Here is a 26,882-nt window from a genome sequence, read left to right on the forward strand (position 1 = left end):
CCTGCCTTTACCTCTTTGTTAGTGACTCCACGGCAACACGCCCCAATAACCGGTTCCGATGCCAAACGTCGACTGTTTTAACATTAAAAAATGCTAATGAGAACCATTATTGAATCAATTTTAATTCTCATATAAGGCGGTACTGTCAGTGCGGGATTGCCCGCGTGATCACGGTTTTATCCGGTACTTTTGCCCTATTCTGATTGTTCGTTATTCACGAGATAAGGAGACCTCATGACACGCATCATCCGGTGTTATCGCCTGAGCCTCTCCGGCGACTGTCGCCCCTGGTTCAACATCGACCACCGCCTTACCGACGATTTCCCACGCTCGCTTCATGCCTGATTCAGCATCTCGCTGATTTTTTCCTTTTATTTCAATTTATTGTTTTTTGACGTCATACAGCGGCAAACCGGCCTGCTGACGGCGTTATGGAGAAAGTGCATGAAACGCATCCCTGAGCCTTTTCGTATCAAAATGGTAGAAAACATCCGTATGACCACCCGCGACGAACGGGAACGCGCCTTGCAGGAAGCAGGCTACAACCCGTTTTTGTTACGCAGTGAGGATGTCTACATCGACCTGCTGACCGACTCCGGTACCGGCGCCATGAGCGACCGCCAGTGGGCCGGGCTGATGATGGGCGACGAAGCCTATGCCGGGTCGCGCAACTACTACCATCTGTGCGATCAGGTGAAAGCGCTGCTGGGTTATCCGTTCACGATTCCGACTCATCAGGGCCGTGGCGCGGAACAGATTCTGTTCCCGTGTCTGATTGCCAAAAAGCAACGCGCTGGCGGCGGCAAAAAGCCGGTGTTCATTTCCAACTTCCATTTTGACACCACTGCGGCCCATGTAGAGCTAAACGGTGCACGCGCCATCAATGTGGTGACCCCCAAAGCCTTCGACACCACCACCTATTACGACTGGAAAGGCGACTTCGACCTTGACCTGTTACAGACCACCATCGAGCAACACGGTGCGGACAACGTCGTGGCGATCATCACCACCGTCACTTGCAACAGCTCCGGCGGTCAGCCGATTTCAATGGGCAACATGCGTGAGGTGTATCGCATCGCGCAGCAACACGGGATCCCGGTCGTGATCGACTCGGCCCGGTTTTGCGAAAACGCCTGGTTTATCAAGCAACGTGAAGCCGGTTATGAGAACCGCTCGATCAAAGCGATCGTCCATGAGATGTACCAGTACGGCGACATGCTCACCATGTCAGCGAAGAAAGATCCGATGGTGAACATCGGCGGACTGTGCTGTTTTCGCAGCGACGAAGATCTGTTCAACGAGGTACGCATCCGCTGTGTACCGATGGAAGGGTTTGTGACCTACGGCGGGCTGGCCGGGCGCGACATGGAAGCGCTGGCTATTGGTCTGGAAGAAGGTATGAACGAAGACTACCTGACCTATCGTATCGGCCAGGTGACCTACCTCGGCGAGCGGCTGCGTGCCGGTGGGATTCCGATTCAATACCCAGTAGGTGGGCATGCGGTGTTTGTCGATGCGAAAAAGCTGCTGCCGCATATCCCGGCGGAGCAGTTCCCGGCACAAGCGCTGAATAATGAGCTGTATCTGGAAGCAGGTATCCGCAGTGTGGAAATCGGTTCATTGCTGCTGGGGCGTGACCCGGACACCGGCGAACAGAAACCGTCGCCGCTGGAACTGCTGCGTCTGACCATTCCGCGTCGGGTGTACACCAACGATCACATGGACTATATCGCCGACTCGCTGATTGCACTGAAAGAAAGGGCCAGCAGCATCAAAGGTCTGACGTTCACCTATGAGCCGCCGGTATTGCGCCACTTTGTCGCCCGGCTGAAACCGGTGGAATAACGCGCCACCATAAAACCTGCCATAAAAAAAGCCAGCGGAGCACTCCGCTGGCTGGTGAACAGCACCATTACTCAGAACACTGTGGCGGTTTCCCGCCGCCGTTCTCACTCTCATTCGATAGCCACCGGCATTACAGCCAGCGGCGATACTCTTCCTCGTCCATATCCTGGATCTGCCACTGCGTAACCTGTAACAGCAATGCCATTCGCTGTGGAGCGGTGAGTCCCCCCCACCCCCGACGACAGCCTCGGCAAAGCCAGCGACGATAAAAGCGGAATAACCGGCACATAGAGCCTCCCCTTCACGACGGTTCGCGTACAGAACCATTCACTGCTATTCAGTATCCGCGTAATATAGGGAAAAATATATTGATGACCTTGAGTCGTGGAGTTCCCCTTTTATGTCCTCCCCACGCCTGCAACAACAATTCGTTCGGTTATGGCAATGCCTGCAAGGTCAGGATACTGACACTACGCTGCAGGAACTGGCCGGGTTGCTCAGTTGCTCCCGTCGCCATGTCCGCTCGCTACTCAACGCCATGCAACAACAAGGCTGGCTCACCTGGCAGGCAGAAGCCGGGCGTGGTAAACGCTCGCGTCTCAGCTTTCTCTACACGGGATTAACCCTGCAACAGCAGCGGGCCGAAGACCTGCTGGAGCAGGACCGCATCGACCAGTTGGTACAACTGGTGGGTGACAAGGAAACCGTACGCCAGATGCTGATGTCACACCTTGGCCGCAGCGTGCGCCAGGGCCGCCACCTGCTGAGAATCCTCTACTATCGACCGATGCATAATCTGCTGCCCGGTAGTGCGTTACGGCGCTCGGAAACCCACATCGCCCGCCAGATTTTCAGCGGGCTGACCAGCCTAAATGAGGAAAATGGGGAACTGTTACCGGATATCGCACACCACTGGCAGGCGTTGTCACCCTTGCACTGGCGTTTCTACTTGCGCCCGGCGATTCGCTTCCACCACGGCCGGGAACTGACGATGGAAGACGTGATCACCTCGTTATCCCGGTTAACGTCGCTGCCGCTGTTTTCCCATTTAGCCGACATCTCGTCACCGACGCCGTTCGTGCTGGATATCCGGCTCAGCATGCCGGACGACTGGCTACCGTGGTTGCTCGGCAGCGTACCGGCCATGATCCTGCCGCAAGAATGGCCAACGCTGCCGGACTTTATCCGTCAACCCGTAGGCACCGGGCCCTATAAGGTGGTGCGCAATTCCCCCAATCAGTTAAAAATTGCCGCGTTTGACGATTACTTCGGCTACCGGGCGCTGATTGATGAGGTCAGTATCTGGGTACTACCCGACGCCCCGACCATCCCCGCTTGTACCGTCACGCTGCAAGGCGATGACACCATCGACAATGAACTGGAGAATCGGCTCGAAGAAGGCTGTTATTTCCTGCTGTTTGACCGCCGTTCTGCGCCAATGACAGACCCAGAGGTCCGCCACTGGCTGTGTCAGGTATTAAGCCCGGTAGCGATGCTTGCCCTGGCGGACAGCCCATACCAGAGTGACTGGTCTCCTGCCTATGGCTTGCTCCCGCGCTGGCATCACAGCCCACCGCGCGCGGTACGGGAAAAACCGGCCGGGCTGACCCACCTCACGCTCACTTACTACCGTGACCACCCTGAGTACGCGGTGATAAGCGACATCATGAGCCGCTTGCTGGCATCACACGGCGTCACACTGACACTACGCAGCCTGGAATTCGACGCCTGGTGCCAGGGCACCGATGTCGGCGATATCTGGCTCGGTAGCGCCAACGTCTATCTGCCGCTGGAGTTTTCGCTGTTCGCGATGCTGTATGAACTGCCGTTGCTGCGACACTGTTTGGGGGAAGAGGAACTGGATAGCACCGCACGCCAGTGGCGTCAGGGTGAACTGTCGCTGGCAGAGTGGAGCCAGTCGCTGGTCAGTAACCAGCAACTTCACCCGCTATTCCATCACTGGTTGCGCTTGCAGGGGCAGGCCAACATGCGAGGGCTGCACATGAATACGCTGGGTTGGTTCGATTTCAAGTCGGCCTGGTTCGCGCCGCCCGCCCCCACCACCTGACCCTCCGCTCCCCGTCATGGCGCTTTTCCTGATGTGACAAACACTTTACAATGGTGCCGTTCTCAACGGGGTGCGGCCCCAACATTCATGTACGCGTCGTCATGTACCAAGAGTCATGCACGAAAAGCCATGTACGTTTGCGCCGCTGAGAAAATACCCGTCGAACCTGATCCGGTTAATACCGGCGAAGGGATTTGAGACTGCATTCTGCTTGCTCAAAGACCTTTGCCGCCTTCAACAATTTGGAGCGCAAAGTGTTAAAGAAATTATTGTCCTGCCTGTTATTGCTGTCCGCCCCTGTGTTTGCCAAACCCATTCTGACGGTCTACACCTACGATTCGTTCGCCTCGGAGTGGGGCCCCGGCCCGGCGGTCAAAACCGCGTTTGAAAAAGAGTGCGACTGTGAGCTGAAATTCGTGGCGCTGGAAGATGGCGTCGCCCTGCTCAACCGCCTGCGAATGGAAGGTAAAAATACGTCGGCGGATGTGGTGCTGGGGTTGGATAACAATCTGGTACAAGCCGCAGCACAGACCGGCCTGTTCGCCCCGCATGGCGTGAACACCAGCACGCTGACAGTGCCCGGTGGTTGGCACAACGAGACCTTCCTGCCGTTCGACTACGGCTATTTCGCCTTCGTCTATAACAAAGACAAACTGAAAAACCCGCCGAAAAGCCTGCATGAATTGGTGGAAAGCAACCAACCGTGGAAAGTGATCTACGAAGATCCGCGCACCAGCACTCCGGGGCTGGGGTTACTGTTGTGGATGCAAAAAGTGTATGGCGACAAAGCACCACTTGCCTGGCAGAAACTGGCGGCGAAAACCGTCACCGTCACCAAAGGTTGGAGTGAAGCCTACGGCCTGTTCCTGAAAGGTGAAGCCGATTTGGTACTGAGCTACACCACCTCACCGGCCTACCATCTCATCGCTGAGAAAAAAGACAGCTATGCCGCCGCCAACTTCAGCGAAGGCCACTATATGCAGGTCGAAGTCGCCGCCTCACTGGCTGGCAGTAAAAACCCGCAGCTGGCGGCACGCTTCCTGCAATTTATGATAAGCCCCACTGTTCAACAGCTCATTCCGACCACCAACTGGATGTACCCGGTGATCAAAACCGAGCTGCCTGAGGGCTACAACACCCTGACGCTGCCAGCCAGCGCGCTGGAGTTTTCCCCACAGCAAGTCGCAGAACAGCGAGCGAATTGGGTTCAGGCATGGCAGCGCGCCGTCAGCCGCTGATCCCAGGCTGGCTGTGGCCGGGGTTGCTGGCCGCGGTTCTGTTGATCGCAACTGCGGCACTGGCGTTCGGCGCACTGTGGCTGGACGCCCCCCTACCCCCTGGCTGTCGCTGTGGAATGACAGCTACCTGTGGCATGTCATTCGCTTCAGCTTTTGGCAGGCGTTATTGTCTGCTCTGCTTTCCACTTTGCCCGCGCTATTTCTGGCGCGGGCGTTGTATCGTCGCCGTTTTCCCGGTCATCGCCTGCTGTTGCGGTTGTGCGCGATGACGCTGGTACTGCCGGTGTTGGTAGCCGTGTTCGGTATACTCAGCGTCTATGGCCGGGAAGGCTGGCTGGCCCGTCTGCTGATGCAGGTGGGCATCGAATACCGGTTTTCGCCTTACGGCTTGCAGGGCATCCTGCTGGCCCATGTCTTTTTTAATCTGCCGTTGGCAACGCGACTGTTCTTGCAGGCGCTGGAAGGCATTGCGACCGAACAACGCCAGTTGGCAGCCCAACTCGGTCTGCGCGGCTGGTACTTCTTCCGTCTGGTGGAGTGGCCGTGGCTACGCCGCCAGCTCTTACCCGCCGGGGCACTGATTTTCATGCTGTGCTTTGCCAGCTTTGCTACCGTGCTGGCGCTGGGCGGTGGCCCGCAGGCGACGACCATCGAACTGGCTATCTATCAGGCGTTAAACTTTGACTATGACCCTGCGCGGGCCGCGCTGCTGGCGCTGTTGCAGATGGTCTGTTGTCTGGGGCTGGTGTTACTCAGCCAACGACTAAGCCGGTTATTGGCAGTAGGCGTCAGCAACCGCCAGCGCTGGCGCGACCCACAGGACAGCCTGTTTAGCCGGGTCACCGATACGCTACTGATTACAGCAGCGCTGTTATTGTTGTTGCCACCGCTCCTGGCCGTCTTCGCTGATGGGCTAAATCGCTCGCTGCCAGACGTATTGCGCCAGCCTGCACTATGGCAAACGCTCTGGACTTCACTGCGTATTGCGCTGGCGGCCGGTGCGCTCAGCGTAGCGTTAACCCTGATGTTATTGTGGAGCAGCCGTGAACTGAAACTGCGTCAGCAACGGTTAGCCGCCCAGTGGCTGGACCTGAGCGGGATGCTGATTCTGGCGATGCCGGGCATTGTGCTGGCGTCAGGGTTTTTCCTGCTATTCAATCGAACCATCGGGCTACCCTCCTCCCCTTACGGGCTGGTGGTGCTGACCAATGCGCTGCTGGCCATTCCCTATGCGATGAAAGTGCTGGAAAACCCGATGACGGACACCGCCGCACGTTACAGCTTGTTGTGTCAGTCACTGGATATTCGTGGCTGGAATCGACTCAGGGTGGTGGAACTGAAGGCGCTACGCGCGCCTATTGCACAGGCGCTGGCCTTTGCTTGTGTATTATCGGTGGGTGATTTCGGCATCATCGCGCTATTTGGCAACGAGCAGTTTCGCACCCTGCCGTTTTACCTTTATCAACAAATCGGCGCGTATCGCAGTGCCGATGGCGCGGTAACGGCGCTGCTACTGTTGGTATTGTGCTTTACGCTGTTTACCCTGATTGAGAAACTGGCAGGCTTACATGATAGCGCTCCATAAGTTGACCTACCTCTACCAACACCTGCCGATGCGCTTCGATTTACAGGTGCAACCCGGCGAGCGCCTTGCCATTCTGGGCCCGAGTGGCGCGGGGAAAAGTACCCTGCTGAGCCTGATAGCGGGCTTTCTGTCAGCCGATAGCGGCCAGTTACAGCTTAACGGGCAGGATCATGCTGCCACACCACCGGCGAAACGCCCGGTGTCGATCCTGTTTCAGGAAAACAACCTGTTCCCCCATCTGACGCTGGCGCAGAATATCGCCCTTGGCCTGCATCCCGGCCTGAAATTAAGTGCGGACCAGCAGCAAACGCTACGTGATATCGCGGGCCGCATGGGGCTTTCGCCACTGCTGGAACGCCTGCCGTCGCAGGTGTCTGGTGGGCAACGCCAACGGGCGGCACTGGCGCGTTGCCTGATTCGCCAGCAACCAATCCTGCTGCTGGATGAACCGTTTTCCGCACTCGATCCGGCGCTGCGTCAGGAAATGCTGTCACTGGTGGATGAGATTTGCCGCGAACGGCACCTGACGCTATTAATGGTGTCACACCAGTTGGAAGACGCCATACGCATTGCGCCACGCAGCATACTGGTGGTAGACGGCCGAATCTATCACGATGGCCAGACCAGCGAACTGGCGCAGCATGCACAGGCTGCGAAAATACTGGGGCTGGGATGACAAACACCCCATTTAAAATGTGACATTAAGCACATTTCTGTGGTTTGGCTGTGTTGAAGCCTTGTCTATTTTTCCGCGCTCATGGTTATATGGGAGCGCAAATTAACCAAAACGAACATTAAGGTTACCCGTGAAACACACCACCTCTACTTTCGCACTACTAAACAACGCCGCGCTGCTTGACGCGGTCGTCGTCGTGCGCGTGGTGGTCGTGGTCGGCAGCGCGCCGTAACGGGTTCCGAATCAAACCTAGATTCCCAAACCCCGCCGGCGCAAGCCGAGCGGGGTTTCTTTATGTCCACCCTCCCCGCTCCTCCTGACCGGCTCTGATAAAGGATATGACTATGCGTTATACAGGAGCTGAGCTGATTATCCGTCTGCTGGAGCAGCAAGGCATCACCACAGTAAGCGGTATTCCGGGCGGCGCGGCGCTGCCGTTGTACGATGCGTTGGGAAAGAGCCACATCATTCACCATGTACTCGCCCGCCATGAACAGGGTGCCGGATTCATCGCTCAGGGGATGGCGCGCGCCAGCGGTAAAGCCGCAGTGTGTATGGCCTCCAGCGGGCCCGGTGCCACCAACCTGCTGACGGCCATCGCCGATGCCAAGCTCGATTCTATTCCACTGGTGTGCATCACCGGTCAGGTGCCTTCCAGCATGATCGGTACCGACGCGTTTCAGGAAGTCGACACCTATGGCATCTCGATCCCGGTGACCAAGCACAACTATCTGGTGCGCGATATCAGCGAACTGCCACAGGTGATTAACGACGCCTTTCGGCTGGCACAATCCGGCCGTCCTGGCCCGGTCTGGGTGGACATCCCTAAAGACGTACAAACCGCGACCATCGAACTGGCAGAGCTGCCTGCACCGGCCACGCTGCCCCCGGCTCCGGCTGTCGATACCCATGCTCTGAACGCGGCGGCGGCGATGATCAATCAGGCCAAACGCCCGATCCTGTATCTGGGGGGTGGGATCATTAGTGCAGATGCGCATCAGCAAGCCATCGAGCTGGCCGAACGTGCCGGGTTACCCACTACCATGACGCTGATGGCGCTGGGGGCAATGCCAGTGGATCACCCGCTGTCGCTCGGGATGCTCGGAATGCATGCCGCCCGCTATACCAACATGATCCTGCAACAGTCTGATCTGTTGATCGTACTGGGTGCCCGTTTTGACGATCGCGCTATCGGTAAAGCGGAAGAATTCTGTCCGGATGCCCGTGTTATCCACATCGATATCGATCCCGCTGAACTCGGTAAGATCCGCCAGCCGCACGTTGCACTTCACGCCGATGTCGCGCAAGCGCTGGAGCAGTTACTGCCATTGGTCGAACGCCAGCCCCGTACCGAGTGGCTCGAACAGGTGCGTTCCCTGCAACGTGATTTTCCGTTCAATATGCCAAATACCGACGACCCGCTCAGCCATTATGGGTTGATCCGCGCGGTGGCGGCGCAACTGGACGACCAGGCCATCATCACCACGGACGTAGGTCAGCACCAGATGTGGGTCGCGCAGGCGTATCCACTGCGGCGTTCACGCCAATGGCTCACCTCCGGCGGTTTCGGCACCATGGGCTTTGGCGTACCGGCGGCTATTGGCGCGGCGCTGGCGGAACCACAACGTACGGTGGTGTGCTTTTCCGGTGACGGCAGCCTGATGATGAATATTCAGGAAATGGCTACTGCGGCGGAAGAGAACCTGAACGTCAAAATCGTCCTGATGAACAACCAGTCACTGGGGTTGGTGCACCAACAACAGGAACTGTTCTATAAGCAGAACTTCGTCGCATCAGACTACCGTTACCAAACCAACTTTCTGGCGATCGCCGCCGGATTCGGCTTCGCCACCTGCGATCTGAACGCGGCGGAAGACCCGCAAACCGCCTTGCGCGACGCACTGCAACGCCCCGGCCCGACATTGATTCACGCCGCGATTGATATCAACGAAAAAGTGTTCCCGATGGTACCGCCGGGTGCCGCCAATATTGAGATGATTGGAGATTAAATTATGCAGACTTCATCGACGACTGCACAGGTCACACTGGAACTCTCAGTACGCAACCACCCAGGCGTGATGTCCCATGTGTGCGGGCTGTTCGCCCGCCGCGCGTTCAACGTGGAAGGCATCATGTGTATGCCGCTACCCGGCAATGAGCAAAGCCGTATCTGGCTATTAGTGAAAGATGATCACCGCTTACCGCAGATGATAAGCCAGGTAGAAAAGCTCGAAGACGTATTACAGGTGACCCGCCACGGCGAAGAGATGAAAATCTTTGATCAGGTAGCGGAGTTTTACCGCTAACCCTCAGAAGGCGATACCGGGCAAACCGGTATCGCATCTCCTCACTTACCGTTTTAAAAACTTACCCATTCAGAATTTGCCACAGCAGGTGTCGATAAACCGGCATCAACGGGTGTTGCCACAGCTGCCACAGACTGATGACCGCAATAATAGCCGTCAGCGGAGCCAGCCAGCGCAGGCGCGCCAGTGTCAGCCAACCGTTTGGTTCCGCCGTATTCCCACGAGGAGCACGCCACCACCGCCATACCAACCAGCCCGCACTCCACAGCAGGACAGCGGTCACCAGCAACAGCCACTTAAAGCTACCGCTGTCAGCCTGTTTGGGAATATCAATCGCCACACCGGCCAGAATACCGGGCAGCAGATACACCGGAGGCCAGGTAAGACAACCGATGATATTCGGCAGCGCAAAACGCCGGGGCGATAGCTGCAACATCCCCGCCACCATCGGGATCAGCGGCCGGGTCGGGCCAAAAAACCGGCCAATCAGAATCGTCGCCATACTGTGCTGGTGCAGCATTTTCTCCGTGCGATACAGGTATGCCCGGTGCTTTTGCAGGAACGACCAGTTATGCAGCTTCTCGTTAAAGTGCCAGCCGATGAAATAGGAAATCCAGTCCCCCAGCAGACAACCAATGATGCCCATCCCCCAGGCGGGATACAGCCCCATATTACCGCTGCCGATCAAGGTGCCCAGTGACGCCATCATGATTGTGCCGGGTAACAGCAACCCTACTAACGCCAGTGACTCCAGAAACGCCACCAACAGTACCGCCGTCAGCGAATACGCCAACGATTGAGTGATCAGATGCTCCAGCCAGGCTTCCATACGTCTCTACATTTCTGCTTTTTTATAAACAAAGATAACGGGATGATAGCAGGAAACCGCTGGCGTATGGCAGGAAGGAGTAAAAGTGCCTCTGGCACGGTACTCATCATCACCGACGCGTCGCTTCCTTGAAGCGGCACTATTTTGTTGTTATAAAAGCAACACTTTAAAGTCGTGAATGGATTTACCGATGGAAGAAGCCAGGGAAATACACATGAAAAAAACAATATATACCTCACTTCTTATAACACTATTGGTCTCAATACCATCCTATGCATCAGTCAGTTTAACTAAGAATGATGATAAAACCTTATCAAGTGAAGTAATAAAGTCAGGAAATAACAAAGGAATCATTGACATCAATATTCAGGAACATCAGCAGTTTGATATTACTGATGATGGAAAATATATAGGAACAATAATACCCGCCAGAGGATTCTATAAAAATTATTATCCACTGTGTTTTATTGGTTGGTCAACTGATAAAAAAACAATATCAAAAATCATCCCATCAATAGGACAAGGGTATTTTGAACTTTCCCTCTGTTCAAAACTTGATGCAATAGGAAAAATAGAGGAAAAGGGAAGAACCTTTATTGGCTTTGTATACACTGTAGGGTTGATAGACAGATATTTTCAAAACCACTTCCTCATTGAACTTAATAGAGAAAAAAGAACTATAGAAGATAAAAGTCAACTCATTGAAAAATTTCAAAATGATTCAGAAAAAAAGAGCATAGCTGATCTCAAAAATAATATAAAGAAAATCGATGAGGAATTGCAATGAAGAAAATACTAGCAACAATAACATTGCCGATGTCGCTGCAAGCATACGCATCAATTATATTAACGCCGATTGATGGTAGCCATCTATTATCAACATTATCGATAAAAGCTCAGCCACTGGAAGTGGAGCAGATATAAATACATAACAGCCAATCTTTTGATGTTATTGAAAACGGTAAATATATAGGTTCACTAATTCCCGCCGAAGGATATTACAAAAAATACAACCCATTATGCTTTATTGGCTGGTTAACAGATAAAAAAGAAATCAGTAACATTGTACCATCTATTGGTCAGGGAGACTTTGAAAACTCAACTTGCCTAAGCCTCGATGCAGTAGGGAAAATTGATGTTAGAGATAAAACATTTATAGGTTTTGTTTATACTATTGGGTTAAGAGATAGACGAGCAAAAAATTATTTTTTAATTGAGATCGATAAAGAAAATAGGACAATAATAGATAAAAGCATACTTATCGATAGCCTACAAAATAATGGTAATAAGAAAAGCATTACGATGCTCAGAAAATATCTCTCTCAAACTATCTTACGTTAATCTAGACTTATTGGCCAATGATAAAACCAAAAAATAAATGGTGAGACTCATAAAAAAACCTCAAAGTAAGTGGCATGACCTTCATGATTAACAGAAATCACAATAAATTTACTTTTATCTGGAGACTCCCATACCTCCCGATAACCATCATCCATACTTAGTTTAAACTTCAATGAATTAATATACTTTCTTAACATATCAATATCGGTGGTATTTTCAAAATATATCCCTATCACCTGTTTCCCTGGCCCCTCAGCATCACCGTGTTTAACTTGATAATGTTGGGATATTCTGGGTACATTTTTTATTATTTTCTCAACTAACTCATCGCCTTCAAAACCAATCAATGAGGGAATACGTGCATTGGCATTACAGGCACAGATAAAAAAGAAAAAATAATAATCAGCTTATTCAATACCCTCATATCCTTCTTACCACTCTCCTTTAAATACAGTGATTACTTCATTTCACCCATAAAATCATAACCAGATTAAGATAAATTGAATTATACAACGTAAACCAGATAACCAATACCGACAAGTAGACCGCTCCAACGTGTGAGTACGGCAACTGGACAAAACCTGTATGCATATACATAATTTATGCCATTACTCCACTGACCCGCTGACAACACGCCATGACCCTTTCCCCACCGCGTCAGGGATTTGTACTGACCCGCCACTGGCAAGACATCCCTGCCGGAGTCCAGGTCGAATGCTGGCTGGCAACTGACACTGGCCCCTGTCGGGTCAGGTTGTCACCGCAACAGGCGGTAGCGTTTGTCCCGATGCGTCATCAGGCACGTATCAGCCAGTTATTAAGTGAAGAAAAGCACTGGCAACTGCGGCCGCTGGCGTTGAAAAACTTTCACCACGAGCCTCAACTGGGACTCTACTGCCTGCAATATCGCCAGCTGTTGCGATTGGAAAAGAAGCTACAGGAGGCGGGAATTCCGGTGTACGAAGCGGATATCCGCCCGCCGGAGCGGTTTCTGATGGAGCGTTTTATCACCGCGCCAGTCTGGTTTAGCGGCGAAGAAAGCGCTGACGGGCTGATCGATAACGTCAAACTCAAACCGGCCCCTGACTACCGCCCGTCACTCAAAACGGTGTCGCTGGATATCGAAACCAGCCGCCACGGCGAGCTTTACTGCATCGGTCTGGAAGGGTGCGGCCAGCGTCAGGTATTTATGCTGGGGCCAGAAAATGGCAACAGAGAGGATGCTGGCGACCTGACGCTGGAATACGTCGCCAGCCGTCCACAACTGCTGGAAAAACTCAATCAGTGGCTGCACACCTACGATCCGGATGTCATTATCGGCTGGAATCTGGTGCAGTTTGACCTGCGGGTGCTGCAACAGCACGCCGAGCGTTACCGCATTCCATTACGATTCGGACGCAACAGTCAGGAGCTGGAGTGGCGCGAGCATGGCTATCGACAGGGGCATTTTTTCGCCAGCGCGCCGGGCCGGTTGATCGTCGATGGTATCGAAGCACTGAAATCCGCCACCTGGCATTTTGCCTCGTTCAGCCTGGAATTTGTCGCCCAGTCGCTGCTTGGCGAAGGGAAAGCCAGCGACAATCCTTATCAGCGACTGGAAGAGATCGAGCAGCGTTTTCAGCAAGACAAACCCGCGCTGGCGCGCTACAACCTGAAAGACTGCGAGCTGGTGACGCGCATCTTCGAGAAAACCCATTTAATCGCCTTTTTACTGGAGCGGGCGAGCGTCACCGGGCTGGCCGCAGACCGCAGCGGCGGCTCGGTAGCGGCATTTACTCACCTCTACCTGCCACGTATGCACCGGGCCGGGTTTGTCGCCCCCAACCTGGGTGAGATCCCGCCGGAAGCCAGCCCCGGCGGCTACGTGATGGACTCCCGCCCCGGTCTGTACGATTCGGTGCTGGTACTGGACTATAAAAGCCTCTACCCCTCCATCATTCGCACCTTCCTGATTGACCCGGTCGGGCTTATCACCGGCTTGCAGCAGCCTGATGAACAGCACGCCGTCGAAGGTTTTCGCGGTGCCTGGTTTTCCCGCCGCCAGCATTGCCTGCCCGCTATCGTAGAAGAGGTGTGGCACGGGCGTGATCTCGCCAAGCAGGAGAACAATAAACCGCTGTCACAGGCGCTGAAGATCATCATGAATGCATTTTATGGCGTACTGGGGTCGAGCGGTTGCCGCTTTTTTGATCCTCGACTGGCGTCGTCGATCACCCTGCGCGGCCATGAGATCATGCGCCAGACCCGTTCGCTGATTGAAGCCAAAGGTTATCAGGTGATTTATGGCGATACGGATTCGACCTTCGTGTGGCTTAAGCGCGCCCATCGCGCGGACGAAGCGGACGCCATCGGTCGTGAATTGGTCGCTTATATCAACGACTGGTGGCAACAGCACCTGCATCAGCAACATGGGCTGAACAGCGCGCTGGAGATGGAATACGAAACCCATTTTCACCGTTTTTTGATGCCCACTATCCGTGGGGCCGAACTGGGCAGCAAAAAACGCTACGCCGGTATGACAATGACGCCACAGGGTGAGCAGATGGTATTCAAAGGGCTGGAAACGGTACGTTCGGACTGGACACCCCTGGCGCAGCAATTCCAGCAGCAGCTTTATCGGCGTATTTTCCACCGTGAACCGTATCAGGAATGGGTGCGGGAATACGTGGCTAAAACGATGGAAGGCGAGCATGACGACCTGCTGGTCTACCGCAAACGCCTACGCCATAAACTGAGCGACTATCAACGCAATGTACCGCCGCAAGTCCGCGCCGCCAGAATGGCCGACGAGTACAACCGTCAGCATGACCGTCCTTTGCAGTACCAAAGCGGCGGCTGGATAAGCTACGTCATCACGGTGAATGGCCCCGAACCGCTGGAGAATCGTCACTCAATGCTGGATTACAATCACTATGTGGAAAAACAGCTGCAACCGGTGGCCGATGCCATTCTGCCTTTCATTCACGATGATTTTGCTACACTGATTACCGGACAGATGGGGTTATTTTAACAATCCGATGGTGCCTGACAGGTGACGAACAGGCCGCCATCCAGTACCATAGCGCCCTTTCAAAAATATCAGGCGTGGGTCCACGTCTGTCAGTTAGACAACGGTCAATTACATCCGGGGCGCTTCCCCCATACCCGCATCACACAGGCTGTGCACGATAGCATCTCTGTCGCGCAGGGCGGGTAAGGTATTGCCGTACGCAGGGGTCGGCAGCCTCCTGTTCAGACATTCTCCGACAACGACGAGTATCGAGCTTAGAATTTATGCCTTTTACACTTGGTCAACGCTGGATCAGCGATACAGAAAGCGATTTAGGATTGGGTACGGTAGTGGCGATGGATGCCCGCATGATTACGGTGCTATTTCCGGCTAGCGGCGAAAACCGCCTCTATTCCAGAAATGACGCACCTATCACCCGTGTCATGTTCAATCCTGGCGATACCGTCACCAGCCACGAAGGCTGGCAACTACAGGTGGAAGACGTTCGTGATGAGAACGGCCTGCGCACCTACATCGGCCAGCGTCTGGATACCGACGAGCCCGCTGAACTGCGGGAGGTGTTCCTCGACAGCAAACTGACCTTCAATAAACCGCAAGACCGGTTGTTCGCCGGGCAGATTGACCGCATGGATCGTTTTGCACTGCGTTACCGTGCCCGTCTGCACCAGCATGAACAGGCGCTGCAATCCTGGGGAGGGTTGCGTGGCATGCGCGCCAGCCTGATCCCTCATCAGTTACACATCGCCCGCGAAGTAGGCCAACGCCATGCGCCACGCGTATTGCTGGCCGACGAAGTCGGTTTGGGTAAGACCATCGAAGCTGGCATGATTATCCACCAGCAATTGCTGGCAGGTCGTGCCGAGCGCGTACTGATCGTGGTGCCGGAAACCCTGCAACATCAATGGCTGGTGGAAATGTTGCGCCGTTTCAACCTGCTGTTTTCGTTGTTTGACGACGAACGCTACGCCGAAGCCCGCCTGGATAGCGACAACCCGTTTGAAACTGAGCAACTGATCATCTGCTCACTGGATTTTGTCCGCCGTAACCCCTCCCGTTTCGAACAGTTGCTGGATGCCGACTGGGATCTGCTGGTGGTGGATGAAGCCCATCATCTGGCCTGGAGTGAAGCCGCGCCGAGCGCTGGCTATAAAGCGATTGAGCGTCTGGCACGCGCTATTCCTGCCGTCTTGCTGCTGACGGCAACGCCAGAGCAATTAGGTCAGGAAAGCCACTTCGCCCGCCTGCGTCTGCTCGACCCGGATCGTTTCCACGATTACCACGAATTTATCGCTGAACAGCAACAATACCGCCCGGTCGCCGATGCGGTCACCCTGCTGCTGAGTGGCAACAGTATTAGCGATAGCGAACGCAACGCCCTGAGCGAGATGCTGGGTGAGCAGGATATCGAACCGCTGCTGAAATCCATCGCCAGCAACAGTGAAGACAGCGCCGCCGCACGTCAGGAACTGATCACTATGCTGATGGACCGCCACGGCACCAGCCGTGTGCTGTTCCGCAATACCCGTCAGGGCGTGAAAGGGTTCCCGAAACGCGAGCTACACCAAATCAGGCTGCCGTTACCCACACAGTATCAGACAGCGATTCGCGTATCCGGCATTATGAATGCCCGTAAATCCGCAGAAGACTGCGCACGCGACATGCTCTACCCGGAGCAAATTTATCAGCAGTTCGAAGACGATAACGCCACCTGGTGGAGCTTCGATCCACGCGTCGAATGGATGCTGGAGTTTCTGACCAGCCATCGCGATGAAAAAGTACTGGTAATCTGCGCTAAGGCCGCCACTGCGTTGCAACTCGAACAAGTGCTGCGCACCCGTGAAGCTATCCGCGCCGCCGTCTTCCACGAAGGACTCTCTATACTCGAGCGTGACCGTGCTGCTGCGTATTTCGCCTCGGAAGAAGAAGGCGCTCAGGTACTGATCTGTTCGGAGATCGGATCCGAAGGCCGCAACTTCCAGTTTGCAAGCCATCTGATCATGTTTGATCTGCCGTTTAACCCGGATCTGCTGGAACAACGTATCGGTCGTCTGGATCGTATCGGTCAGAGCCGTGACATTCAGATTCTGGTGCCTTATCTGGAAAATACCGCTCAGGCATTGCTGGTACGCTGGTATCACGAAGGGCTGGATGCGTTCGAACATACCTGCCCGACGGGTCGCGCAATTTATGACAGCCACTACGAGCAACTGATCAACCTGCTGGCGAAACCGTCTGAACAAACCGGACTGGATGACTTTATCCATACCTGCCGTCAGCAACATGACACGCTGAAAGCGCAACTGGAGCAAGGACGTGACCGCCTGCTGGAGATGCACTCCAACGGCGGCGAGCGGGCGCAAGCACTGGCACAAGCCATTGCCGAGCAGGATAACGACGTCAATCTGGTCAATTTCGCACTCAACCTGTTCGACATCATCGGTATTCATCAGGATGACCGTAGCGATAATTTGATTGTGCTGACACCGTCTGATCACATGCTGGTGCCGGACTTCCCCGGCTTGCCGCAGGATGGCTGTACTATCACGTTCGATCGCGATCAGGCGCTGTCGCGCGAAGATGCCCAGTTCGTGAGTTGGGAGCATCCGCTGATCCGCAATGGTCTGGATCTGATCCTGTCTGGCGACACCGGCAGCTGCGCTGTATCGCTGTTGAAAAACAAAGCCTTGCCGGTCGGCACACTGCTGGCAGAGCTGGTCTATGTCGTGGAAGCACAGGCACCGAAGAAACTGCAACTGACCCGCTTCCTGCCACCGACGCCGATTCGCGTCCTGCTGGATCGCAAAGGCACCAATCTGGCCGCACAAGTGGAGTTCGAGAGCTTCAACCGTCAACTGAGCGCCGTCAATCGCCACACTTCCAGCAAGCTGGTCAATGCGGTGCAAGACGAGGTGCACGATATGTTACAGAAGGCTCAGCCATTGGTAGAAGCACAGGCTCAAGCGCTGATCGCCGAGGCGCAGCGTAACGCCGAAACACAGTTGCGCCGCGAACAGGAACGACTGGAGGCGCTCAAAGCCGTCAACCCGAACATCCGTGACGATGAACTGGAAGCGCTGGAAGAACAGCGTGAACAGGTGCTGCTGAATCTGCAACAGGCCAACTGGCGTCTGGATTCCATCCGTCTGGTGATGGTGGCGCACCAGTAAACCTCATCTGTTATCTACCTACTTCGCGGCAAGGCCTGCCTTGCCGCGATGCCGGAGCCTTCATGGAACCCTATAACCCCCCTCGCGAGCCCTGGCTGCACATCCTGTATCAGGATCAGCACATCATGGTGGTGAACAAGCCTAGCGGACTGCTCTCCGTTCCCGGTCGCGCCGAAGAACATAAAGACAGCATCATGACCCGTATTCAGGCTGATTTTCCCACCGCCGAGTCCGTCCATCGTCTGGATATGGCCACCAGCGGTGTGATGGTGGTCGCCCTGACCAAAGCGGCTGAGCGAGAGCTGAAACGCCAGTTCCGCGAGCGGGAACCGAAGAAGTCTTACATTGCCCGCGTTTGGGGCCATCTGGCGCAGGATGAAGGGCTGGTCGATCTGCCGCTGATTTGCGACTGGCCTAACCGTCCGAAACAAAAAGTCTGCTTTGAGCAAGGTAAGCCCGCCCAGACCGACTACATCGTCTTATCACGGGACAGCGATGGCACCACCCGAGTGAAACTGATGCCTATCACCGGTCGCTCACATCAGTTGCGTGTCCACATGCTGGCATTGGGTCACCCGATTCTGGGCGACGGGTTTTACGCCCACCCGGAGGCGAAAGCACTGGCACCCCGTTTGCTACTGCATGCACAGGAACTGGCCATTACCCATCCGATTTTTACGACACCGATGCACTTTCGTTGCGAAGCCGACTTCTAATACCTGTGCTCAGGCTCCAACTCTCGCACTGAAAACCGTGCAGCGTTAGAAACGAGCGCCCTGTATGAAAACAGGCAATCATGGAAAGAAGTGCGACGACGGGAACAGCAAAAAGAGAAGAAGAATTAGCGAGAAAACTTGTTGATTTTCAAAAACTCATAGGCAGCCTGAATATCCTGCGCTTTACGCTTGGCTATCTCAATCATGCGCGGCGACAGGCCTTTGCCCATCATTTTATCAGGGTGGTGTTCGCTCATCAGTTTGCGATAAGCGCGCTTCACCGTCGCCGCATCATCCGTGCTACGTACCCCTAATGTCCGGCAGGCGCTCTCGATAGTCGGCCCGCGCGAGTATACCGGCGGCCGCTGGCCATAGGACTGCCCACCATAAGACTGATTACGCCGCTGATAAGACTTATTGCCCTGTCTTGATGATTGTTGCTGACTATTATTCTGCCGTGATTGATGGGTGCTCCCTTGCCGCGACTGGTAGGTATTGCCCTGTCGTGACTGGTAACCACTGCTGCTCTGTTTTGACGACTGATGGGCACCACGCTCCATGTTGCGCATGAACAGCTCAAACTGTTCGCGGGTTACGCCCAGCTCATCGGCAAACACATACAGCAACCGCCGTTCATTCGGGTGTAATGCGCCGTCTACAAACGCGGCCTGTAACTGAATCTCCAGAAACATTCTGATTAAATCAAAACGTCCAATGCAGGCGTCGCGTAACTTACGCAGCTTATTACGCACCGGAAACTGACTGGCTTTCCCTTCACGGAACGCCTGTTGCGCGGCATTACGCGCCTCGCCATGCAGTTCCAGCCGGTCCATCATGGTGGTCGCGATACGGATATCAGACTCCGTCACCCGCCCTTTTGATTTGGCCAGGTGCCCCATCGCCTGAAAGGTGGTCAGACAAAACAAGGCCTGGCGGGTGGCTTGCGCGGAAAAAAAGTCGCGACGACGGGATGCACGAGCTCTGTCAAGCAAATGACCCAACAGCAGCCCGATTATCAACCCGCCGACACCGGCGCTGGACACAATCCCCAACGCCAGTCCCAGCAACTTTCCCCAATACCGCATATACTCCTCAAATCCCCATGCCGTCGGCCAAAAATTGCTTTATCATACCCGTCATTTATCTTTGCTCCTAACGGCAACGCATAGAAAATGGCGGGGATTTTGCACTGGCGCTACGCCGGTGGCTAATATAGTCTCTGACCGTTTGCCGGCATGACGCCCTTGATGACGGAACACCAGATACCGCGTATGAAAAAAAGTTTTCCAACCCTGCTGGCCTCATTAATTGGGTCGGCGCTGTACAGCCAGCATGCGCTGGCCGATCTCGCCTCTCAGTGTATGTCGGGCGTTCCTGTATACAATCGTCCGCTGGTCACCGGGGACACCAGTCAGTTGCCGGTTCACATCAAAGCGGATCAGTCACAGGCCAACTACCCCGACAGCGCCTTATTTACCGGCAATGTGAACGTCGAGCAGGGTAATCGCGTACTGACCGCAGACCAGGTGCAGCTGCATCAGAAACAACAGGCGGGTCAGGCCGACCCTGTCCGCACTGTCACGGCTATCGGTAACGTGCATTACGATGATAATCAGGTCATTCTGAAAGGCCCGCGCGCCTGGTCCAACCTCAACACCAAGGATACCGACGTCGAAGACGGCGACTACCAGATGGTCGGGCGCCAGGGTCGCGGCGATGCCGACAAGATGAAACAGCGCGAGAACAACCGCTATACCATTCTGGATCATGGCTCATTTACATCCTGCCTGCCAGGTGATGATAGCTGGAGCGTCGTCGGTTCGGAAGTGATTCAGGACCGGCAGGAGGAAGTCGCCGAAATCTGGAACGCCCGTTTTCGCATCGCGGGTGTCCCGGTATTCTACAGCCCTTACATGCAACTCCCGATTGGCAACAAGCGTCGCTCCGGTTTCCTGATCCCCAACGCGAAATACGGCAGGAGTAACGGGTTTGAGTTGGTCACACCTTATTACTGGAATATCGCGCCCAACTACGACGCCACCATCACGCCGCATGTACAGACCAATCGCGGCATGCAGTGGCAGAACGAATTCCGTTATCTGTCGAGCGCGGGCTTAGGCCTGGTCGAATTTGACTGGTTGCCGGACGACAGACAATACAAAAACGACGTGTTATCAGGTAAATCAGGTTATGCGCCTGATGATAATTACACCCGCTGGCTGTTCCACTGGCAGCATTTCGGCGTGATGGATCAGGTGTGGCGCTTTAGTGCTGACTATACCAAGGTCAGCGATCCAAATTATTTCACCGATCTGGATTCGTTTTACGGTAATACCACCGACGGTTACGCCACCCAGAAATTCAGCCTGGGTTACGCCAACCAAAACTGGGATGCCACCGTCTCGACACGTCAGTACCAGATATTCAGCAATCTGTCTTCCCGCGATATTTATCGAGCGCTGCCGCAGCTCGATATGAATTACTATCAGAATGATATCGGCCCCTTCGATCTGCACCTTTATGGTCAGGCGGTAAAATTTACCAATATTAACCCCAGCCTGCCTGACGCGACCCGTCTGCATTTCGAGCCGACAATTTCTATGCCGGTTTCCAATCAGTGGGCCAGCCTGAATACCGAAGCCAAGCTGATGGCCACCCACTATCAGCAGGAAAATCTGGATGCCTATAACGCCAGCAACCCGGACTCGCCATTAAAAAGTAGCGTCAACCGTGTCATGCCGCAGTTCAAAACCGATGGCAAGATGGTGTTCGAACGCGATATGGACTGGGCGAAAGGCTATACCCAAACGCTCGAGCCCCGAGTGCAGTATTTATATGTGCCATACCGTAATCAGTCTGATATTCGCGCCTATGACTCCACCTTGTTGCAGGCAGACTACGCCGGGTTATTCCGTGACCGTACCTTCAGCGGCCTGGATCGCATCGCGTCTGCGAACCAGGTATCGAGCGGGGTGACAACGCGGTTGTATGACAATGCGCTCGAAGAGCGTTTCAATGCGTCACTAGGGCAGATTTATTATTTTGATCGCCCACGCACCGGTACCAACTCGAGTCTCGACCAGAATGATGAGCGCGGCAGCCTGAACTGGGCGGGGGACGCCTACTGGAAATTTGCCGACAACTGGGGTCTGCGTGGTGGCGCACAATACGATGAACGTCTCAAAAGCGTTACCCTCGGCGACGCTATTCTTGAATACCGTGGCGGTGGTGAGCGTATGTTCCAGTTGAATTACCGTTTCGCCAGCTCAGAGTATATTCAGGCCATGCTGCCAGACATCACAAACCCCGGTTTCCAGCAAGGCATATCTCAGGTTGGTGCCACAGCCAGTTGGCCGTTGTCCGATCGCTGGGCTATCGTGGGTGCTTATTACTATGACACCAAGGCCAATCAACCCGCTGACCAGTTAGTGGGCCTGCAGTACAACACCTGCTGTTGGGCGGTCAACGTGGGCTATGAACGCAAGATAACCAAATGGAATAGCACCACCAATCAGAGCGTCTACGACAGCAAGATTGGCTTCAGCTTCGAATTGCGTGGCCTGAGCAGCAATTACAATCTGGGAACGGACAAAATGCTGAGAAACAGCATATTGCCTTACCAGCGTGCGTTCTGATGAGGTAACGCCGGGAACTCTGGCGACAATAAACGTCTAATAACCGGTAGCGATTAAACATGTAACCCGCCCTGGCGGATAAATTAAACGGGAAAGGTATGAAGAACTGGAGAGCGCTTGTCCTGGGACTGGCACTGAGTGCCAATATGGCGTTTGCGGCCCCACAAGAGGTCAACAAGATCGCCGCCGTCGTCGACAACAGTGTGGTTCTGGAAAGTGATATCAATAGCCTGCTACAGTCCGTCAAACTGAACGCGCAAGAAGCCGGTCAGCAGTTGCCGGACGACGCCACGCTCCGTCACCAGATTCTGGAGCGTTTGATCATGGATAACATCATCATGCAGATGGCGCAAAAGATGGGTGTTCAGGTCACCGATGAGCAATTGGATCGCTCTATCGCCAATATTGCGGCGCAAAACCACATGAGCCTTGACCAGTTGCGCAGCCGCCTGGCCGCCGAAGGCGTCAGTTTCGATACTTACCGTAACCAGATCCGCAAAGACATGATGATCGCGGATGTGCGTAACAGTGAAGTGCGCCGCCGCGTCACCGTGCTACCGCAGGAAGTGGACGCGCTGGCTCAGCAGCTTGCCAGTCAGGGAGCAAACGGCCCCGAGGTTAATCTGAGCCAAATTTTGATCCCGCTGCCGGAAAATCCGACGCAAGATCAGGTCGATAAAGCAGAGAGTCTGGCCAACCGCCTGGTAAAAGAAGCCTCTCAGGGTGCTGATTTCGGCAAACTGGCCATCACCTACTCCGCCGATCCGCAGGCGCTGAAAGGTGGGCAGATGGGTTGGGGCCGTCCGCAAGAACTGCCGTCGCTGTTTGCCGAACGTCTGGCTAACCCACAGAAAGGACAGATCATCGGGCCAATTCGCTCTGGTGTGGGCTTCCATATTCTGCGTGTTAACGATACCCGTGGTGGCTCTCAAGCGGTATCAGTTACTGAAGTGCATGCCCGCCACATTCTGCTGACGACCTCGGTAGTGATGAACGACGCGCAAGCCAAAGCTAAACTCGAAGAGGTGGCAAGCCAAATCCGGAGTGGCAAACTGAGCTTCGCCGCCGCAGCCAAACAGTTATCTCAGGATCCGGGCTCGGCTAATCAGGGCGGCGACCTGGGATGGGCCTCGCCAGATATGTATGACCCGGCATTCCGCGATGCCTTGATGGACCTGAAAAAAGGCGAAATCAGCGCACCGGTTCACTCCTCTTTTGGCTGGCATTTGATCCAACTGCTGGATACCCGCCGGGTAGACAAGACTGACGCCGCTCAGAAGGATCGCGCTTATCGCATGCTGTTTAACCGTAAATTCGCCGAAGAAGCCCAAACCTGGATGCAGGAAAAACGCGCGGCGGCATACGTGAAAATCCTGGATGGTCAGAACTGATGTCCGTTGAAACGCAGGTTCAGCGAGTCGTGATTACCCCCGGCGAACCCGCCGGGATTGGTCCCGATGTGGTTGTTGCGCTGGCTCAGCAAAGCTGGCCGGTGGAACTGGTGGTATGCGCCGATGCTGAGCTGTTGTTAAGCCGTGCACTGGCGCTGAAACTCCCGCTGACCTTGCGTGAATACCAACCGCACCTGGCGGCACAGCCGCAAGCGGCTGGCACGTTGACGTTGCTGCCGGTTGCCACCGACGCTACCGTGGTGCCAGGACAATTGGACGTGGCGAACAGCCGCTATGTGCTCGATACGCTGGCCCGCGCCTGTGATGGTTGTCTGAAAGGCGATTTTGCCGCGCTGATCACCGGGCCGGTACACAAAGGCATTATCAACGAGTCAGGTATTGCGTTTTCCGGTCACACGGAGTTTTTCGCCGAGCGCAGTCACTGCACGCGCGTGGTGATGATGCTAGCAACCGAAGAACTGCGCGTTGCGCTGGCGACCACCCATCTGCCGCTAAAAGCAGTATCGGATGCTATCACCCGCGACAGTCTGCACGAAGTGATTACCATTCTGCATCAGGATTTGCAGCGCAAGTTCGGCCTCGCCCAACCAGTCATCTACGTCTGTGGTTTGAACCCACACGCTGGCGAAGGTGGCCATATGGGGCGTGAAGAACTGGATGTCATTATTCCCGCGCTAGATGAGCTGCGTCAGTCTGGTATTCAACTGGTTGGCCCGCTGCCTGCCGACACCTTATTCCAACCCAAGTACCTCGAACACGCCGACGCTGTGCTGGCGATGTATCACGACCAGGGTTTGCCGGTACTGAAATATCAGGGCTTTGGTCGAGCCGTCAACATCACGCTGGGGCTGCCGTTTATCCGCACGTCCGTCGATCACGGCACCGCACTGGAACTTGCCGGTCGCGGTCAGGCCGATCCGGGCAGCTTCCGCACTGCATTGAATCTCGCTCTACATATGATTGCTAACCTTAATGAATAATCGCGTCCATCAAGGCCACTTCGCGCGTAAGCGCTTTGGCCAGAATTTTCTCAACGATCAGTTCGTGATCGACAGTATTGTTTCCGCCATCCACCCGCAGCCGGGTCAGGCCATGGTGGAAATCGGCCCCGGTCTGGGGGCGTTAACTATTCCTGTCGGCGAACGTATCGACCGCTTTACCGTCGTCGAACTGGACCGCGATCTGGCCGCCCGGCTGGAAGTGCATCCGACGCTCAAGGACAAGCTGACCATCATCCAGCAGGACGCGATGACAGTGGACTTTGCCGCACTGTCACAACAGGCGGGACAACCGCTGCGGGTTTTTGGTAACCTGCCGTATAATATTTCGACACCGCTGATGTTCCACCTGTTCAGCTATACTCAGGCTATTCACGACATGCACTTCATGTTGCAAAAAGAAGTGGTCAACCGGCTGGTGGCAGGGCCAAACAGCAAGGCTTATGGTCGTCTGAGTGTGATGGCGCAGTACTATTGTCAGGTTATTCCGGTGCTTGAAGTGCCGCCGACCGCCTTCAAACCGGCCCCCAAAGTGGATTCTGCGGTAGTGCGGTTGGTACCGCACACGGCATCGCCTTATCCGGCTGTGGATACCCGTATCCTGAGCCGGATTACCACGGAAGCCTTTAATCAGCGACGTAAAACGCTGCGTAACAGTCTGGGTAACCTGTTCACGCCAGAGCAATTGACGGCACTGGAAGTGGACCCTAACACCCGGGCTGAAAACGTCACTATTGCGCAATATTGCCGTCTGGCCGAGTGGCTGACCGCGCACCCCACATCGCAGGAATAAGCTGGAGTTGTCGTCATGATGAATGCGCCCCGAGTGTGTATACAGGTTCAGAGCTTCTATGTGGAAGCGCAATCTCAGCCAGAAGAAGGCCGTTTCGTCTTCGCGTATACCATCACCATCCGCAATCTCGGTCGTCATGACGTCAAACTGCTTAGCCGCTACTGGATGATTACCAACGGCAACGGCAAACAAACTGAAGTACAGGGTGAAGGCGTGATCGGCCTGCAACCTGTCATTCAGCCGGGCAGCGAATTCCAGTATACCAGCGGAGCCATTCTGGAAACGCCGATGGGCACCATGGAAGGTCATTACCAGATGATTGATCATCAGGGTGAAACATTTCAGGTTCCCATTACGGTATTCCGCCTGGCCATTCCCTCACTGATACATTGAAAGACTATGGCTACCTATCTTATTGGCGACGTTCACGGCTGTGCCGTCGAGCTCAAAGCGTTGCTGGCGCAAGTTGCGTTTAACCCTGAGAGCGATACGCTGTGGCTGACCGGCGATCTGGTCGCGCGTGGCCCCGATTCGCTGGACGTGCTGCGCTATGTGCGCTCATTGGGCGATTCAGTACGTATGGTGCTCGGCAACCACGATCTCCATCTCCTGGCGGTATACGCGGGTATCAGTCGCAATAAACCCAAAGATCGTCTGGATCCGCTGCTGTCGGCACCGGACGCGGACGACTTGATCAACTGGCTGCGACGCCAGCCGCTGCTGCAGGTAGATGAAGAACGTAAGCTGGTGATGGCCCACGCCGGTATCACGCCGCAATGGGATCTGGACACCGCCAAAATGTGCGCGAGAGAAGTCGAAGCGATCCTCAGCAGCGACAGCTACCCGCTGTTTCTGGATGCGATGTACGGCGACATGCCAAACCATTGGAGCCCGGAATTGAGTGGGCTGGCGCGTTTGCGCTTTAGTACCAACGTATTTACCCGCATGCGCTACTGCTTTTCAGGCGGTCAGCTCGATATGCTGTGTAAAGAGGCGCCCTCACAGGCACCGTCGCTGCTTAAGCCCTGGTTTGCACTACCGGGCCCGGTTCCAACCGAATACGCTATTGCGTTTGGTCACTGGGCATCATTGGAAGGAAAAGGCACACCGGAAGGTATCTACGCGCTGGATACCGGCTGCTGCTGGGGTGGCGCACTCACTTGTTTGCGTTGGGACGATAAGCGCTATTTCACGCAACCGTCACTCTCATCCAATACCGAGTTTTCTGGCGATATCGCGCTGAACGGATAAGTAAAAACGCCC

General features: G+C 54.8%; 24 protein-coding genes, 1 pseudogene and 1 riboswitch. Of the genes and pseudogenes, 21 read left to right on the forward strand and 4 right to left on the reverse strand.

Annotated features, from left to right (window positions below):
* Positions 1–234: 234 nt before the first annotated feature.
* A complete protein-coding gene (tnaC, locus tag DZE2538_RS20515; RefSeq protein WP_012768352.1) occupies positions 235–345 on the forward strand; it encodes a tryptophanase leader peptide in 111 nt (36 codons plus the stop codon).
* A 99-nt stretch (positions 346–444) separates the two neighbouring features.
* A complete protein-coding gene (tnaA, locus tag DZE2538_RS16670; protein WP_012886183.1) occupies positions 445–1,845 on the forward strand; it encodes a tryptophanase in 1,401 nt (466 codons plus the stop codon).
* A 130-nt stretch (positions 1,846–1,975) separates the two neighbouring features.
* On the opposite strand, the gene sgrT is transcribed toward tnaA, so the two are convergent.
* Complete coding sequence (gene sgrT / locus DZE2538_RS21415) at positions 1,976–2,134, reverse strand: glucose uptake inhibitor SgrT (RefSeq protein ID WP_071601226.1); 159 nt, start codon at positions 2,132–2,134, stop codon at positions 1,976–1,978.
* Between the two features lie 111 nt (positions 2,135–2,245).
* Here sgrT and sgrR point away from each other — a divergent pair, with 111 nt between their 5' ends.
* From sgrR to ilvN, 7 genes and pseudogenes are all read left to right on the forward strand, one after another.
* A complete protein-coding gene (sgrR, locus tag DZE2538_RS16675; protein WP_038914634.1) occupies positions 2,246–3,913 on the forward strand; it encodes an HTH-type transcriptional regulator SgrR in 1,668 nt (555 codons plus the stop codon).
* A 56-nt stretch (positions 3,914–3,969) separates the two neighbouring features.
* Positions 3,970–4,124: riboswitch (TPP riboswitch) on the forward strand.
* Positions 4,125–4,167: 43 nt separating this feature from the next.
* Entirely contained in the window at positions 4,168–5,151 is a 984-nt protein-coding gene (thiB, locus tag DZE2538_RS16680; protein ID WP_023640779.1) for a thiamine ABC transporter substrate binding subunit, read from the forward strand.
* A pseudogene (gene thiP, locus DZE2538_RS16685) lies at positions 5,127–6,736 on the forward strand (thiamine/thiamine pyrophosphate ABC transporter permease ThiP). The gene thiB and the pseudogene thiP overlap by 25 nt, the downstream one beginning before the upstream one ends.
* A complete protein-coding gene (thiQ, locus tag DZE2538_RS16690) occupies positions 6,720–7,412 on the forward strand; it encodes a thiamine ABC transporter ATP-binding protein ThiQ (RefSeq protein WP_023640781.1) in 693 nt (230 codons plus the stop codon). Before thiP ends, thiQ begins: the two are co-directional and overlap by 17 nt.
* Positions 7,413–7,542: 130 nt before the next feature.
* A complete protein-coding gene (locus DZE2538_RS20955) occupies positions 7,543–7,644 on the forward strand; it encodes an ilvB operon leader peptide IvbL (protein ID WP_100224696.1) in 102 nt (33 codons plus the stop codon).
* A 112-nt stretch (positions 7,645–7,756) separates the two neighbouring features.
* Entirely contained in the window at positions 7,757–9,421 is a 1,665-nt protein-coding gene (gene ilvB, locus DZE2538_RS16695) for an acetolactate synthase large subunit (protein WP_038916827.1), read from the forward strand.
* Between the two features lie 3 nt (positions 9,422–9,424).
* Positions 9,425–9,718, forward strand: a complete 294-nt coding sequence (ilvN, locus tag DZE2538_RS16700; RefSeq protein ID WP_019843370.1) for an acetolactate synthase small subunit — start codon at positions 9,425–9,427, stop codon at positions 9,716–9,718.
* Positions 9,719–9,779: 61 nt separating this feature from the next.
* Here the strand turns inward: ilvN and DZE2538_RS16705 are convergent, their stop codons facing one another.
* Entirely contained in the window at positions 9,780–10,547 is a 768-nt protein-coding gene (locus DZE2538_RS16705) for a DedA family protein (RefSeq protein ID WP_019843369.1), read from the reverse strand.
* Positions 10,548–10,761: 214 nt separating this feature from the next.
* Here DZE2538_RS16705 and DZE2538_RS16710 point away from each other — a divergent pair, with 214 nt between their 5' ends.
* From DZE2538_RS16710 to DZE2538_RS20525, 3 genes are read left to right on the forward strand one after another with little or no spacing between them, the layout of a single operon-like run.
* Positions 10,762–11,334: a hypothetical protein gene (locus tag DZE2538_RS16710; protein WP_038917212.1), complete on the forward strand. Its 573-nt coding sequence runs from the start codon at positions 10,762–10,764 to the stop codon at positions 11,332–11,334.
* Positions 11,331–11,471, forward strand: a complete 141-nt coding sequence (locus DZE2538_RS21305; protein WP_236616973.1) for a hypothetical protein — start codon at positions 11,331–11,333, stop codon at positions 11,469–11,471. Before DZE2538_RS16710 ends, DZE2538_RS21305 begins: the two co-directional genes overlap by 4 nt.
* Positions 11,472–11,888: a hypothetical protein gene (locus DZE2538_RS20525; protein WP_236617025.1), complete on the forward strand. Its 417-nt coding sequence runs from the start codon at positions 11,472–11,474 to the stop codon at positions 11,886–11,888.
* A gap of 47 nt (positions 11,889–11,935) precedes the next feature.
* Here DZE2538_RS20525 and DZE2538_RS16715 read toward each other — a convergent pair whose 3' ends face one another.
* Positions 11,936–12,235, reverse strand: coding sequence for a hypothetical protein (locus tag DZE2538_RS16715; protein ID WP_226067361.1), 300 nt, complete (start codon positions 12,233–12,235; stop codon positions 11,936–11,938).
* Between the two features lie 290 nt (positions 12,236–12,525).
* On the opposite strand from DZE2538_RS16715, the gene DZE2538_RS16720 reads away from it, so the two are divergent.
* The 3 genes from DZE2538_RS16720 to rluA all read left to right on the forward strand — a co-directional run bounded on the left by DZE2538_RS16720 (position 12,526) and on the right by rluA (position 18,781).
* Positions 12,526–14,898: a DNA polymerase II gene (locus tag DZE2538_RS16720; protein ID WP_038916829.1), complete on the forward strand. Its 2,373-nt coding sequence runs from the start codon at positions 12,526–12,528 to the stop codon at positions 14,896–14,898.
* A 263-nt stretch (positions 14,899–15,161) separates the two neighbouring features.
* Positions 15,162–18,065 carry an RNA polymerase-associated protein RapA gene (gene rapA, locus DZE2538_RS16725; RefSeq protein WP_038916830.1) on the forward strand — a complete coding sequence of 968 codons (2,904 nt, stop codon included), beginning with the start codon at positions 15,162–15,164 and terminating at the stop codon, positions 18,063–18,065.
* A 62-nt stretch (positions 18,066–18,127) separates the two neighbouring features.
* Positions 18,128–18,781, forward strand: a complete 654-nt coding sequence (gene rluA / locus DZE2538_RS16730) for a bifunctional tRNA pseudouridine(32) synthase/23S rRNA pseudouridine(746) synthase RluA (RefSeq protein ID WP_038916831.1) — start codon at positions 18,128–18,130, stop codon at positions 18,779–18,781.
* 125 nt (positions 18,782–18,906) lie between these two features.
* Here the strand turns inward: rluA and djlA are convergent, their stop codons facing one another.
* Complete coding sequence (djlA, locus tag DZE2538_RS16735; protein ID WP_012886199.1) at positions 18,907–19,866, reverse strand: co-chaperone DjlA; 960 nt, start codon at positions 19,864–19,866, stop codon at positions 18,907–18,909.
* A gap of 150 nt (positions 19,867–20,016) precedes the next feature.
* On the opposite strand from djlA, the gene lptD reads away from it, so the two are divergent.
* From lptD to apaH, 6 genes are all read left to right on the forward strand, one after another.
* Entirely contained in the window at positions 20,017–22,416 is a 2,400-nt protein-coding gene (lptD, locus tag DZE2538_RS16740) for an LPS assembly protein LptD (RefSeq protein ID WP_023640790.1), read from the forward strand.
* Between the two features lie 98 nt (positions 22,417–22,514).
* A complete protein-coding gene (gene surA / locus DZE2538_RS16745; protein ID WP_038916832.1) occupies positions 22,515–23,807 on the forward strand; it encodes a peptidylprolyl isomerase SurA in 1,293 nt (430 codons plus the stop codon).
* Positions 23,807–24,808, forward strand: coding sequence for a 4-hydroxythreonine-4-phosphate dehydrogenase PdxA (gene pdxA, locus DZE2538_RS16750; protein ID WP_038916833.1), 1,002 nt, complete (start codon positions 23,807–23,809; stop codon positions 24,806–24,808). The genes surA and pdxA overlap by 1 nt, the downstream gene beginning before the upstream one ends.
* Positions 24,801–25,619, forward strand: a complete 819-nt coding sequence (gene rsmA, locus DZE2538_RS16755) for a 16S rRNA (adenine(1518)-N(6)/adenine(1519)-N(6))-dimethyltransferase RsmA (protein ID WP_019843358.1) — start codon at positions 24,801–24,803, stop codon at positions 25,617–25,619. Before pdxA ends, rsmA begins: the two co-directional genes overlap by 8 nt.
* 15 nt (positions 25,620–25,634) lie before the next feature.
* On the forward strand, positions 25,635–26,012 hold the full coding sequence (gene apaG / locus DZE2538_RS16760) for a Co2+/Mg2+ efflux protein ApaG (protein WP_012768326.1): 378 nt from the start codon (positions 25,635–25,637) through the stop codon (positions 26,010–26,012).
* A 6-nt stretch (positions 26,013–26,018) separates the two neighbouring features.
* A complete protein-coding gene (gene apaH / locus DZE2538_RS16765) occupies positions 26,019–26,870 on the forward strand; it encodes a bis(5'-nucleosyl)-tetraphosphatase (symmetrical) ApaH (RefSeq protein WP_019843357.1) in 852 nt (283 codons plus the stop codon).
* Positions 26,871–26,882: the final 12 nt, after the last annotated feature.

This window comes from Dickeya zeae NCPPB 2538 (assembly GCF_000406165.1).
In the GTDB taxonomy this organism is placed as follows: Bacteria; Pseudomonadota; Gammaproteobacteria; order Enterobacterales; family Enterobacteriaceae; genus Dickeya; species Dickeya zeae.